The sequence below is a fragment of the Mesorhizobium sp. B2-8-9 genome, assembly GCF_006439475.1.
Taxonomy (GTDB): Bacteria; Pseudomonadota; Alphaproteobacteria; order Rhizobiales; family Rhizobiaceae; genus Mesorhizobium.
The window spans coordinates 253,136-265,868 of record NZ_VFTQ01000004.1 but is presented as its reverse complement, the minus strand read 5'-3'; the positions used below and the strand labels follow the sequence as shown (position 1 = coordinate 265,868).

Annotated in this window: 14 protein-coding genes; 12 read left to right on the top strand and 2 right to left on the bottom strand. The window is 63.8% G+C overall.

All coding sequences use genetic code 11. The features are described 5' to 3' along the window. The first annotated feature begins 27 nt into the window (after nucleotides 1-27). The 10 genes from nagZ (at nucleotide 28) to FJ423_RS07435 (ending at nucleotide 9,258) form a co-directional block, all read left to right on the top strand. Nucleotides 28-1,047, top strand: coding sequence for a beta-N-acetylhexosaminidase (nagZ, locus tag FJ423_RS07480; protein WP_140840472.1), 1,020 nt, complete (start codon nucleotides 28-30; stop codon nucleotides 1,045-1,047). A 62-nt stretch (nucleotides 1,048-1,109) separates the two neighbouring features. Further along, nucleotides 1,110-1,910 (top strand): ScpA family protein, encoded by an 801-nt coding sequence (locus FJ423_RS07475; protein ID WP_095765568.1) that lies wholly within the window; start codon nucleotides 1,110-1,112, stop codon nucleotides 1,908-1,910. Further along, nucleotides 1,907-2,662 carry an SMC-Scp complex subunit ScpB gene (scpB, locus tag FJ423_RS07470; RefSeq protein WP_095765016.1) on the top strand — a complete coding sequence of 252 codons (756 nt, stop codon included), beginning with the start codon at nucleotides 1,907-1,909 and terminating at the stop codon, nucleotides 2,660-2,662. The genes FJ423_RS07475 and scpB overlap by 4 nt, the downstream gene beginning before the upstream one ends. Before the next feature lie 179 nt (nucleotides 2,663-2,841). Then, entirely contained in the window at nucleotides 2,842-3,060 is a 219-nt protein-coding gene (locus FJ423_RS07465; RefSeq protein WP_027167260.1) for a twin-arginine translocase TatA/TatE family subunit, read from the top strand. Nucleotides 3,061-3,143: 83 nt separating this feature from the next. Then, the gene (tatB, locus tag FJ423_RS07460; RefSeq protein WP_140840470.1) at nucleotides 3,144-3,872 is read left to right on the top strand and encodes a Sec-independent protein translocase protein TatB; all 729 of its coding nucleotides are present in this window, start codon (nucleotides 3,144-3,146) and stop codon (nucleotides 3,870-3,872) included. Continuing rightward, nucleotides 3,869-4,732, top strand: a complete 864-nt coding sequence (gene tatC, locus FJ423_RS07455; RefSeq protein WP_140546602.1) for a twin-arginine translocase subunit TatC — start codon at nucleotides 3,869-3,871, stop codon at nucleotides 4,730-4,732. The genes tatB and tatC overlap by 4 nt, the downstream gene beginning before the upstream one ends. A gap of 103 nt (nucleotides 4,733-4,835) precedes the next feature. Continuing rightward, the gene (gene serS, locus FJ423_RS07450; protein ID WP_140840468.1) at nucleotides 4,836-6,140 is read left to right on the top strand and encodes a serine--tRNA ligase; all 1,305 of its coding nucleotides are present in this window, start codon (nucleotides 4,836-4,838) and stop codon (nucleotides 6,138-6,140) included. A 4-nt stretch (nucleotides 6,141-6,144) separates the two neighbouring features. Beyond that, nucleotides 6,145-6,903 (top strand): 5'/3'-nucleotidase SurE, encoded by a 759-nt coding sequence (gene surE, locus FJ423_RS07445; protein WP_140840466.1) that lies wholly within the window; start codon nucleotides 6,145-6,147, stop codon nucleotides 6,901-6,903. A gap of 31 nt (nucleotides 6,904-6,934) precedes the next feature. Next, nucleotides 6,935-7,588 (top strand): protein-L-isoaspartate(D-aspartate) O-methyltransferase, encoded by a 654-nt coding sequence (locus tag FJ423_RS07440; RefSeq protein WP_140840464.1) that lies wholly within the window; start codon nucleotides 6,935-6,937, stop codon nucleotides 7,586-7,588. A 137-nt stretch (nucleotides 7,589-7,725) separates the two neighbouring features. Next, nucleotides 7,726-9,258, top strand: coding sequence for a peptidoglycan DD-metalloendopeptidase family protein (locus tag FJ423_RS07435; RefSeq protein WP_140840462.1), 1,533 nt, complete (start codon nucleotides 7,726-7,728; stop codon nucleotides 9,256-9,258). Between the two features lie 110 nt (nucleotides 9,259-9,368). Here FJ423_RS07435 and FJ423_RS07430 read toward each other — a convergent pair whose 3' ends face one another. Then, nucleotides 9,369-10,259, bottom strand: coding sequence for an NAD-dependent epimerase/dehydratase family protein (locus FJ423_RS07430; RefSeq protein WP_140840460.1), 891 nt, complete (start codon nucleotides 10,257-10,259; stop codon nucleotides 9,369-9,371). A 111-nt stretch (nucleotides 10,260-10,370) separates the two neighbouring features. Between FJ423_RS07430 and FJ423_RS07425 the strand changes: the two genes are divergently transcribed. Beyond that, nucleotides 10,371-11,192 (top strand): AraC family transcriptional regulator, encoded by an 822-nt coding sequence (locus FJ423_RS07425; RefSeq protein WP_140840458.1) that lies wholly within the window; start codon nucleotides 10,371-10,373, stop codon nucleotides 11,190-11,192. A gap of 10 nt (nucleotides 11,193-11,202) precedes the next feature. Here the strand turns inward: FJ423_RS07425 and FJ423_RS07420 are convergent, their stop codons facing one another. Beyond that, complete coding sequence (locus tag FJ423_RS07420) at nucleotides 11,203-12,075, bottom strand: ATP-binding protein (protein ID WP_140840456.1); 873 nt, start codon at nucleotides 12,073-12,075, stop codon at nucleotides 11,203-11,205. A 267-nt stretch (nucleotides 12,076-12,342) separates the two neighbouring features. On the opposite strand from FJ423_RS07420, the gene yajC reads away from it, so the two are divergent. Continuing rightward, nucleotides 12,343-12,681, top strand: coding sequence for a preprotein translocase subunit YajC (gene yajC, locus FJ423_RS07415; RefSeq protein WP_095765024.1), 339 nt, complete (start codon nucleotides 12,343-12,345; stop codon nucleotides 12,679-12,681). Nucleotides 12,682-12,733: the final 52 nt, after the last annotated feature.

The window sequence follows — 12,733 nt, the reverse complement described above, 5'->3', positions numbered from 1 at the left end:
CTCGCTCAAAGCCTTAAGCTTCCGGGCATGAGCGAATCAAAATCCATGATCCTCGGCTGCGCCGGGAAATCCCTCACAGAGGACGAAATCCATTTCTATCGGGACGAACGTCCCTGGGGCTTCATCCTGTTTGCGCGCAACATCGGCGAAGCCGGGCAGATCCGCGACCTCGTCGCCTCGATGCGCGACTGCGTCGGTCGCCCGGAGGCTCCGGTCTTCATCGATCAGGAAGGCGGCAGGGTGCAGCGCCTGCGTCCGCCGTTGGCGCCGAACTACCCGGCCGGCGGCGCGCTTGGCGCGTTATGGCGCGACGACCGCGAGGCCGGCCGCCGCGCCGCCTGGCTGATGGCACGGCTGCATGCCTTCGATCTCTCGCGCTTCGGCATCACCGCCGACTGCCTGCCGGTGCTCGATGTGCCCGTCGAAGGCGCCAGCGACGTCATCGGCGCGCGTGCCTATGGCAAGGAGCCCAACGCCGCGATCGAGCTTGGCCGGGCCTCGGCCAAGGGGCTGATGTCGGGCGGCGTGCTGCCGGTGATGAAGCATATTCCCGGCCACGGCCGCGCCTTTGCCGACACGCATTTCGCGCTGCCGACCGTCGATACGCCGCTCGATGAACTCAGACGGCATGATTTTGCCCCGTTCAAGGCGTTGAACGAGCTGCCGATGGCGATGACGGCGCATGTCGTCTACAGCGCGGTCGACCCCGACAATCCGGCGACGACGTCCGCCAAGGTCGTCGATCAGGTGATCCGCGGCGAGATCGGCTTCGACGGGCTGCTGATGAGCGACGACACGTCGATGAAGGCACTTTCTGGGGATTTCCCGACAAAGGCGGCCTCGATCCTTGCGGCCGGCTGCGATCTCGTCCTTCACTGCAACGGCGTTTTCGAGGAGATGTCAGGGATCGCGTCGCGCACGACGGCGCTGTCAGGCAAGTCTTTGCAGCGCGCCGAGCGGGCGCTGACCTATATAAAGGATCGCGACGTCGCCGATGAAACGGCCATACGCGCAGAATTCGCCACCTATTTCGAAGCGGTGGCCTGAACCGAAGGGACGAAGGGCAAGTGGCGGAGACATTGGAAGGCAAGGCCGCGAAGGCCGCACCGATGGACCGCCTGTGGGCCGAGAACGACGATTCACGCCTGACCGGCGACCCGTCGCTGGTCGTCGACGTGGCGGGGTTCGAAGGCCCGCTCGATCTTCTTTTGCATCTTGCCCGCAACCAGAAGGTCGATCTGGCGCGCATTTCTATCCTGGCGCTCGCGGAGCAATATCTGGCCTTCGTCGAAAAGGTGCGGGCGCTGAGGCTCGAGCTTGCCGCCGACTATCTGGTGATGGCGGCGTGGCTGGCTTTCCTGAAGTCGAAGCTCTTGATCCCGAAACAGCCGGGCGAAGAGGGCGAAAGCGGCGAGGAACTGGCGGCGGTGCTGCAATTCCGGCTGAAGCGTCTTGAAGCCATGCGCGACGCCTCGGCGCGGCTGGTGAACCGCAACCGCCTTGGCCGCGACGTCTTTGCGCGCGGCATGCCGGAAATGGTCATTGTCGAGAAGCGCAACAGCTTTTCGGCTTCGCTCTACGATCTGCTCACCGCCTATGCGCAGCAGCGCCAGCGGCAGGCGATCAACAATGTGACGATCGCCCGGCGCGCCGTGTGGTCGCTCAAGGATGCGCGCGAGGTGCTGGCGCGGCTGATCGGCTCGGTCGGCGACTGGACGACGCTCGACAGCTTCCTGATCGAATATCTGGCGGCGCCGGAAGAGAAGCGCACGGCGATGGCCAGTTCCTTCGCGGCGACGCTCGAAATGGTGCGCGAGGGCAAATTGGAAGTTCGGCAGGATCAGGTGTTCGCGCCGATCTATCTGCGCGGCCGCGCGCAAGGGGTAAGGGCAGTCGAGGTGGTATCATGAGCGAACGCGCCAACGCGTCGGTCATCCCGTTCAAGGTCGAGGACGAACCGGAAGACGAGATGGCCGAGCAGGGTTCCATCGAAAACCCGGCCGAGCGGCTGCAATTGTCGGAAGCCGTGCGCATGGCCGAGGCGATCATATTCGCCAGTGCCGAGCCGGTCAGCGAAAAGCAGCTTGCCGCGCGCCTGCCGGAAGGCGTCAACATTGCCGCCGCAATGGCGGATCTGCAGGAAATCTATGCCAAGCGCGGCGTCAACCTGGTACGGGTCGGCGATGCCTGGGCTTTCCGCACCGCGGGCGACCTGGCTTTCCTGATGAGCCGGGACTCCGTGCAGCAAAGGAAGCTCTCTCGCGCGGCGCTCGAAGTGCTGGCGATCATCGCCTATCACCAACCGGTGACGCGCGCCGAGATCGAGGACATCAGGGGGGTCGAAACGTCGAAGGGCACGCTCGACACGCTGCTGGAAACGGAGTGGGTCAGGATGCGCGGCCGCCGCCGCACGCCCGGACGGCCGGTGACCTACGGCACCACCGACGCTTTCCTCGATCATTTCGCGCTGGAGGAGATCCGCGATCTGCCCGGCATGGAAGAGCTGAAGGGCGCTGGCCTGCTCTCGACGCGCATGCCGGCGAATTTCTCGATGCCGGTTCCGCCGGCCGACCCGGACGCGCTCGCCGAAGACGAGGATGCGCTGACGGATATCGACCTCGAGGAGCTCGGGCTGCTGACGCCGCGCGTCACCGACGAGTGATCATCAAATCGCCGCGAATGGTCTATTAGCAGAGGCTGCGCGGATTCGTAGCAAGCCGCTCACGCCGAAAGTGCGTGACATCCGCTAGCCATTTTATCAACTTCGTAGCGGTTGTGTTTGAATCCCTGAGCGAAAACGCATAGATCATCGCCGAGGGAAACCATTCGAGAGAGATTGTTATGGGTTCATTTTCGATTTGGCACTGGATGATCGTGCTGGTCATCGTGCTTCTGGTGTTCGGCCGCGGCAAGATCCCGGAACTGATGGGCGACATGGCCAAGGGCATCAAGAGCTTCAAGAAGGGCATGGCCGACGACGACGCCGACGACAAGCGTACCGTCGAGCATCGCGCTGACGAGACTGTTTCGCCGGCCAAGGAAAAGGTCAGCAAGAGCTGATCTTGGTTGTTGCTTTGAGCATGCCGTTGTCCCAAAACCGCTTCGCATTTTTGGGCGGCAGGCACCCGTCGGAATAGATTGTCATGTTCGAAGTCGGTTGGAGCGAGCTGCTGGTGATCGCGGTCGTCATGATCGTGGTCGTCGGGCCGAAAGATTTGCCCAACATGCTGCGCACCTTCGGCCGCACCGCGGCGAAATTGCGCGCCATGGCCGGCGACTTCCAGAAGCAGTTCAACGAAGCGCTGAAGGAAGCCGAGCTCGACGATGTGAAGAGCTCGATCGATAGTCTTCGCGGCCTCAATCCGATGAACGAGGTGCGCAAGCAGCTCAATCCGTTCGAGCAGGCCGCGGCCGATGTGCGCGCCGGCGTCGATACGATGATGAAGCCCAAGCCGGCCGCCGATCCGGCGGCGCCGGCAGCGGAAGCGCCGCAGGCCGCCGAGCCGCTCAAGAACGGTGCGACGGACCTGCCTGGCGTCGGTGGGCCCGAGGCTAGCTCTGCCGCTCCAGCCTTCCCGGCCATGACCGACGCCTCCGTCACCGCACCGGTTTCTGACACCGCCGTGCCGGCCAAGCCGGCGAAAAAGGCGGTGACAGCCAAGGCAAGGACCGCCGGCGCAGCGGCGAAAACGGCAGCGGCATCAAAGGCGCCGGCAGCGAAAGCGCCGGCCAAATCCTCGCCGGCTGCGGCTAAAGCCGCCGCGCCCGCCAGGAAGGTCGCGCCCAAGACTGAGACAACGCCTGCCGCGGCGAAGAAGCCGGCCGCGAAGAGGGCAACCGACGGCAAGAAGATGACGGGCGGCACCAAGTGAGCGTTTCGGACAAGGAAAAGGAAGAAATCGAAAAATCGTCCGCGCCGCTGATCGAGCATCTCATCGAGCTGCGCCGCCGCCTGATCTGGTCGCTGGGCGGCTTCTTCGTCGCCTTTCTCGTCTGCTTCTTCTTCGCCAAACGCCTGTTCAACCTTCTGGTCGTCCCCTTCAAATGGGCGACACAGTGGGCAGGGCTCGACCCGCATAAGGTCGAGCTGATCTATACCGCGCCGCAGGAGTTCTTCTTCACGCAGGTGAAGCTCGCCATGTTCGGCGGCATGGTGATCGCCTTCCCGCTGATCGCAACGCAGATCTACAAGTTCATCGCGCCCGGCCTCTACAAGAACGAGCGCAGCGCCTTCCTGCCGTTCCTGATCGCATCGCCCATCCTGTTCCTGATGGGCGCCTCGCTGGTCTATTTCTTCTTCACCCCGATGGTCATGTGGTTCTTCCTGGCCATGCAGCAGACCGGCACCAACGACCAGGTGCAGATCTCGCTGCTGCCGAAGGTGTCGGAATATCTCAGCCTGATCATGACGCTGATCTTCTCCTTCGGACTGGTGTTCCAGCTGCCGGTGGTGACCAGCCTTTTGACCCGCGTCGGCATATTGTCGTCGCAGGCGCTGGCCGAGAAGCGCAAATGGGCGATCGTCCTTTCCTTCGTCGTTGCGGCCGTGCTGACGCCGCCCGATCCGATGAGCCAGTGCGGCCTCGCCATCCCGACCATCATTCTCTACGAGGTCGCCATCTGGTCCTCGCGTATGATTGAACGCAGCCAGGCGCGCGACCGCCTGGCGCGCGAGCAGGCGGAGGCGGGAAGCTCTGCCGCCAGCAACACGCCGGATGCGCCGTCGGCCTAAACGGGGCTTCCCAGTCGGGAATCGCGGCGGCGCGCTTATCCGCCGTCTTGCATCGATGGCGGATGCGGTTTACGCCCTCGATCCTTACTTTTGAGGATCGACCATGCTTGATATCAAATGGATTCGCGACAACCCCAAGGCCCTTGTCGAAGCGCTGGTGAAGCGCTCGTGGCCGGCGGATGAAGCGCAGTCCACGGTCGACGACCTGGTCGCCAAGGACGAAGCGCGGCGTTCGCATCTCAGTGAGCTGCAGGTCAAGCAGGAACGCCGCAATGCCGCCTCGAAGGAGATAGGCAACGCCATGCGTTCAGGCGATTCAGCGCTCGCCGAGAAGCTCAAGGGCGAGGTCAGCGAGATCAAGGCGTTCATCCAGAATGGCGAGGCGCGCGAGCGCGAACTCGACAAGGCGCTGGACGACGCGCTGGCGGTTCTGCCCAACGTGCCGCTTGACGACGTGCCGGTCGGTAAGGACGAGCACGATAACGTCGTCAAGCGCATCGTCGGCGAGGTGCCGACGCGTCCGAATTGGGTCAAGGAGCATTTCGAGATAGGCGAAGCGCTCGGCATGATGGATTTCGAGCGGGCGGCGAAGCTGTCCGGCTCGCGCTTCACGGTGCTGAAGAACCAGCTGGCGCGCATGGAGCGGGCGCTCGGCCAATTCATGATCGACCTGCACACCACCGAACACGGTTATGAAGAGGTCATCCCGCCGCTGATGGTGCGCGACGAGGTATTGTTCGGTACCAATCAGCTGCCGAAATTCGAGCTCGACCTGTTCTTCACGCCGCATGGCGACAGTCGGCTTGGGCTCATTCCGACGGCCGAAGTGCCGCTCACCAATCTCGTGCGCGAAGAGATCACCGCGCATGAAAAGCTGCCGCTGCGCTATACGGCGCTGACGCCATGCTTCCGCTCGGAGGCGGGCTCGGCCGGCCGCGACACGCGCGGCATGCTGCGCCAGCACCAGTTCTACAAGGTAGAGCTGGTCTCGATCACCGACCAGGAAAGCTCGCTCGCCGAGCATGAGCGCATGACTGAATGCGCCGAGGAAGTGCTGAAGCGGCTCGGCCTGCCGTTCCGCACCGTCACGCTTTGCACCGGCGACATGGGTTTCGGCGCGCGCAAGACCTACGACATCGAGGTCTGGCTGCCGGGGCAGAACGCCTATCGCGAAATCTCGTCCTGCTCGGTCTGCGGCGATTTCCAGGCCAGGCGCATGGATGCCCGCTACAAGGACAAGGACGGCAAGGGCAATCGCTTCGTTCACACGCTCAACGGTTCGGGCACCGCAGTCGGCCGGGCTCTTATCGCCGTCATCGAAAACTACCAGAATGAGGATGGCAGCGTAACCATTCCTGAAGTGCTGCGGCCTTACATGGGCGGTCTCGCCAAGATCGAAGCGAAGTGACTTGATGCGCATCCTGCTGACCAATGACGACGGCATCCATGCCGAGGGGCTGGCGTCGCTCGAACGCATCGCCCGCACGCTGTCGGACGACGTCTGGGTGGTTGCGCCGGAGCAGGACCAGTCCGGGTACGCGCATTCGCTGTCGATCTCGGAACCGCTCAGGCTGCGCAAGATCGGCGAGAAGCACTATGCCGTGCGCGGCACGCCGACGGACTGCGTCATCATGGGCACGAAAAAAATCCTGCCTGGACCGCCGGATCTGATCCTGTCCGGCGTCAATTCCGGCGCCAACATCGCCGACGACGTCACCTATTCGGGCACCGTTGCGGGCGCCATGGAAGGCGCGCTGCTCGGCGTCCGCTCGATCGCGGTGAGCCAGGCCTATTCCTATGTCGGCGAGGATCGCGTCGTGCCTTACGAGACGACCGAGGCGCTGGCGCCGGCGTTGCTCAAGCAGCTGGTGGAGACGCCGCTGCCGGAAGGCGTGCTGCTCAACGTCAATTTCCCGAACTGCGCGCCGGACGAGGTGGAGGGCACCGTCGTCACCGCGCAGGGCAAGCTGGTGCACAGCCTTTGGGTCGACGAGCGGCGCGACGGGCGCGGCCTGCCTTACTACTGGCTGCGCTTCGGCCGCGAGCCGGTCGAAGGCAAGAAGGGCACGGATCTCCATGCGCTGCGCAACCGGCTGGTGTCGGTGACGCCGTTGCAGCTCGACCTCACCGCCCATGAGCTCCGCGACCAACTGACCAAGGCGCTGTCATAAAATAGGGTTTTGGCATGAACACGGTTTTGGCATGAATACGGGCATCGACGACCGCGAAGGTTTTGCCGCTTTCCTGCTCAGACTGCGGGGCAGGGGCGCGGCGCCCAAGGCGCTGGTCGCCGCCTTCGAGGCGACGCCGCGGCGTGGTTTCCTGCCGGCGCAGTTCCATGCGGTCGCTTGGTCGGACGGCATGCTGCCGATCGAATGCGGCGAGGCGATCGAGGGCGCCGATCTGCAGGCGGCGGTGATCGCCGCGCTTCACATCGAGCCGGGCAACCGCGTGCTCGAGATCGGCACCGGTTCGGGCTACACGGCCGCAGTCATGTCGAGGCTTGCGGCGCGCGTCATCACCGTCGACCGCTACAAGACCCTGACCGAGCAGGCAAAGCAGCGCTTCGAGGCGCTGGCCATCAGCAATGTCATCGTCCGCCAGGCCGATGGCTCGAATGGCCTGCCCAATGAAGGGCCGTTCGACCGCATCGTCGCCTGGGCCGCCTTCGACAGCCTGCCGCGCTTCCTGCTCGACCAGCTGTCGAGCGGCGGCGTGGTCATCGCGCCGATCGGCCCGGAGGAGGGCGAGCAGGTGTTGGCCAAGCTCACCAAGGTCGGCAGCCGCTTCGAGCGCGAGGACATCGGCATGGTCAGGTTGCAGCCGATCCTGCGCAGCGTCGCGATGGTGATTTAAGGGCTTCACAGCCCTCGCCAAAATTTCCGCCAATGTTTTAAGAAAATTTTTGTCGGATTCTAATGGGTTAACCGCCCAGTAACATTAACGCGCTTTAATCGTGACCAGTTTGTACCGGGTCTGTGCGGGTTAGTGCGATGCAATTCAATCACTTGAAGGCAAACAGACGTAATCTGGCGCGCGGTTGCGCTGTCCTGATGATTGCCGGCGCGGCGGCCGGGTGCAGTTCCCAGTCGATGCGCTTCAACGGTGTCGACGACGTGTTCACGTCGTCCACCAACAATCAGCGCGCCATCATCAACAAGCAGAATGTCGACCAGCCCTATCCGGGCGACACCGTCGCGCCGGCGCCGGTCGACGGCACCCACACCCAGTCGGTGAGCCGCTCGAGCCTCGAGCCGGTCACGGCGCAGCAGCTGCCGCCGCCCTCGCAGCCTGCCGCTGCGCCGGCCAGGCCGATGCGCACAGCGTCAGCCCCCGCCCTTGCTCCGGCTCCCGCGCTTGCCCCCGCACCGCATGTCGACAGGACGACCACCAACACCGTCGCGCCGGCCAAGCCGTTCAAGACGGCCGCGCCCGACGCCGTGCGCAACGCCAGTACTGCCCCGCATGCGACCGAAATCGTGGTCAGGGACGGCGAGACGCTTTCGGGCCTGGCGCAGCACTATCACGTGCCTGCCGATGCCATCGCCAAGGTCAACGGGATCGATCCGAAGAAGGGCATCCGCAGCGGCCAGAAGATCGTCATTCCCGCCTATGCCTATTCCAGCAAGGCGGAGCCGAAGGTCGCCGAAGGCAAACCGGTGAACACGCCGAAGCAGCCTGCCGGCACGCCCGAGAAGGTCGCGGTGCTGCCGCAGCAGCCGAAAATCAAGGACGGCAAGTCGGCCGCTCAGGTCGATACGTCGGCCGCGGCCAGCGGCTCGAAGGACCCCAAGCCAGCGGCGCAGATGGCCGAGGCCAAGCCGGCCGGCGCCGGCGGCTCCTACACGGTACAGCAGGGCGACTCGCTGTCGTCGATCGCCAGGAAGACCGGCGTCGGCGTCGTGGCGCTGAAGCAGGCCAACGGCATGCAGGACGGCCTGCTCAAGATCGGCCAGACGCTCAAGGTTCCGGCCGGCGGCACGGTCGCCGTTGCCGCGGCAAAGCCCGCGGCCGCCAAGCCGGCGGTCGATCCGGTGACGACGGCAACGACGCCGCCGGCGGCCAAGACCACCGAGACGCTCGCCTCCTATACACCGCCGAAGAAGGACGCCAAGGTCATCCAGCAGGCCGAGGACGACGATGCGGTGGCGCCCGACGCGACCGGGATCGGCAAGATGCGCTGGCCGGTGCGCGGCCGGGTCATCTCGGGCTTCGGCTCCGGCAAGGACGGCGTCGACATAGCGGTGCCGGAAGGAACGCCGATCAAGGCAGCCGAGAACGGCGTCGTCATCTATGCCGGCGACGGCCTCAAGGAGTTCGGCAACACCGTGCTGGTGCGGCACGAGAACGGCCTGGTCACCGTTTATGGCCATGCAAGCTCGATCGAGGTGCAGCGCGGCCAGAAGGTCAAGCGCGGTCAGGAGATCGCGCTGTCCGGCATGAGCGGCACCACCGACTCGCCGAAGCTGCACTTCGAAGTGCGCAAGAACTCGGCCCCGGTCGACCCGAGCGGCTACCTCGAATAGAACAAGAACCGTTCGCGGGCCGCCTGACCTCCAGTCCGGCCCGCCGTCTTCAGCCCGCTCCGCAAGGAGCGGGCTTTTTCAGATTCGTGCAACATGCCTGCCCGCAAGGTTCAGAGATGATCACGGAGCGTATCGGCGATCATCTCTTCAAGGCTGCTGGCCTTCACGCCAAGAAGTGTCTCCGCGTCGGAGCTATCAACCAGCAAGGGGCTCTCGAAGAGGTACCGCATCTCGACGAGCTCATGCATGCCGAGGGCTTCCATCTCGGGGATGGAATAGGAACGTGTCTCTGGGATCTCGTGTCCGAGCATTGCCGCGGTTTTCCGGATGAGCTCGCGGGGCGAGGCGTATTGCGAAGGAACATGAAACGCTCGTCCCCATTCACCCGTGTAGCGGCAGGCCGCGACAAGCGTGCTCGCGACGTCCTTGGTGAAGGCCCAGGCATGAGTTGCGTCGAGGTCCCCAATGAAGGCGGTGGGCTTGCCTTCGATAATGGAAGGCAGCGCGACCAGCGAGAAGTAGCTGATCGCGCCATGTCCGAGATAGTCGCTGGACCGCACTTCGATCGCCGGCACACTGGCGCGGACCGCCCGCTGCCACATGATGGTCCTGGCGGTTCCCTTCTTCGAAGTCGGGTCTAAAGACATGTCGGAGCGAAGCGGGCGATCGGCATTCTCCCCATAACCATAGAGGTTGCCAAGCACGATGAGCTTCGCGCCGACGGCTTCCGCCGCGCGCACGGTGCCGTCGATTATGGGGAAAAAGTCGGTGGGCCACCGATGATATGTGGCCATGGCGCACATGAAAATGGCATCGGCGCCTCGGCAAACGCGTGACAGCTCCGCGGCGTCCGTGGCGTCAGCCCGTATCGTCCGCACATTCGGCAACGCGTTCGAACCGACGCTTCGGCTTGTGAGCACGACATCGTGTCCTTCTTCGCCAAGACGACGAGCCGTCTCGCGCCCAACGGGGCCCGCGCCGACAACAACATAGAAACTCATGACAACCTCTCTTCCAAGCTTGATGGAGAGGCGTGAGTACGAGTTCACGGCGTTGAAAATCGCGCGGGAATTGCCAAATCTTGGACAGGTTCCGCCATGAATCGAGAGAGCATGCCTTCGCAATTCGAGCCGGCCCGATCCTCGTCCGACATAGCAATGGTCTCCCGGCATGTTGAAGCAGGCGTCCATCGCCTGTCCCGGGCGCCACACCATCGCATCATGGTGCATGCAAGCGCGGCAACGCGCTCCTACTGCAACCAGGTTGGGCGATATTTCGTCAGGCGCGCCGGCGATATCGACCTGGTGCCGGCTGGCGAGGAGGGGGGCTTCGACGCCGAAACCCCGTTCGACACGATCGAGATCGTCTTGCAGCCGGCGTTGATGGAAAGGGTCGCCGCGGCACTTGGCGGCAGGGCGCGAGCGTCGCGGCTCGACACGCGCCATTTGCTTCGTGACCAGCGCATCGAACATCTCGCCCGAGCGCTGCAGAGCGACCTCAATGCCGGCGCGCCGAGCGGCCCTTTGTTTGCCGACAGCATCGGCGCCGCCCTTGCGGTGAGGCTGCTCGGTCTCGATGGGCCGGACACGGTTCGAGTGAACCGGTTGTCGGATGCGCAGCTCAAGCGGGTTCTGGAACACATCGAGGCCGCTCTCCACGAGCCGCTTTCGATTGACCGGCTGAGCCGGGTTGCCGGCGCGAGCAGCTCGCACTTGCGGACATGGTTCAAGGTGGCGACGGGCGTCACCCTGCATCGCTACGTGCTGCGACGCCGTGTGGAAAGGGCGCGCGTTCTGCTCAAGCAAGGCGATCTGAGCACGAGCGAGGTGGCAGCATTGACGGGCTTCGCGCATCAGTCACATCTGGCGCATTGGATGCGCCGCGAAATCGGCCAGACGCCGCGCGACTTGCGACGGACGATCTCGCCCAAGTGACATTAACGTTTCAATCCTTGAGCGGCTTGCCGAGCCTCCCGGCGAGGTCCTGCGTGAATTGCCAGGCGACACGGCCGGAACGGCTGCCGCGCGTGGTTGCCCATTCCAGCGCCTCCGCGCGCAGCTGCTCGGGGTCGATCGCCAGATCGTGGTAGCGGACATAGCCGTCGATCATGTCGAGATATTCGTCCTGCGAGCATTTGTGGAAACCGAGCCACAGGCCGAAACGGTCGGAAAGCGAGACCTTTTCCTCGACCGCTTCCGAAGGGTTGATGGCGGTGGAGCGCTCATTGTCGATCATGTCGCGCGGCAGCAGATGCCGCCGGTTGGACGTGGCGTAGAAGATGACGTTGCCGGGCCGGCCCTCGACGCCGCCTTCGAGCGCCGCCTTCAGCGACTTGTACGACGTGTCGTCATGATCGAAGGAAAGGTCGTCGCAAAACAGGATGAAGCGCCAGGGTGCCGCCTTCAGGAGACCCATCAGCTTGGGCAGCGTGTCGATGTCCTCGCGGTGGATTTCGATCAACTTCAGCGGCCGCTCGAGCTTGTCGGATGCGTTCACCGTGGCATGCACGGCCTTGACCAGGGACGATTTGCCCATGCCGCGCGCGCCCCACAAAAGCACGTTGTTGGCCGCATAGCCGGACGCGAAACGCTCGGTGTTGTCGAGCAGGATGTCGCGCACGCGGTCGACGCCGCGGATCAGGCCGATGTCGACGCGGTTGACCTTGCGCACCGGTTCCAGGAAGCCAGGGTCTGCCTGCCACACGAAGCAGTCGGCAACACCGAGATCGGTCTGAGGAACCGGCGGCGGAGCGAGGCGAGCGACTGCCTCGATCAGGCGATCGAGTTTCTTGTTCAATGCGTCCAGGCTGTCGGTCATATCAGGTCTTTTTGTTTAGGCATTTCAGCGTGTGGGAGCAGCTTCCATGACATCGCTGCAAGAACCAGGTCCAAGCTTTTGTTGGAGCATGATCTTTTCGGTGGCCTCGAAGCCGCTTCCGCTGCGACGCTCTAGCACGCCGCAAACGGCTGGAAAAGCAACGGATCGGGCTCGCAGCGCAGTTGCATTGGCAAGTTTACCGACTATATTCCGGCCAAATTTTCGCGGGGCCGCCGCAGCGGTATTTCACCATCCAGGAGTTTCTTGATGTTCGTTACACCGGCATACGCCCAGGGCGTCGGCGCCTCGCCAGACATGTTGATCTCGATTTTGCCGTTTGTCCTGATTTTCGTGATCATGTATTTTCTGATCATCCGGCCGCAGCGCGCGCAGTTGAAGAAGCGTCAGGAAATGCTGTCGGCGGTGCGCCGCGGCGACACGGTGGTGACCGGCGGCGGCTTCGTCGGCAAGGTGACCAAGGTGATCGACGACAACGAGCTGGAGATCGACCTTGGCGGCGGAACCAAGGTGACGGCGCTGCGCTCGACGATTTCAGACGTGCGCGTCAAGGGCGAGCCGGTGGCGAACCAGAACGCCAAGAAGTAATCCTAACCTCGATGGCGGAACGCTGCCGCTTGTACGCCTGAACGGATAAAAC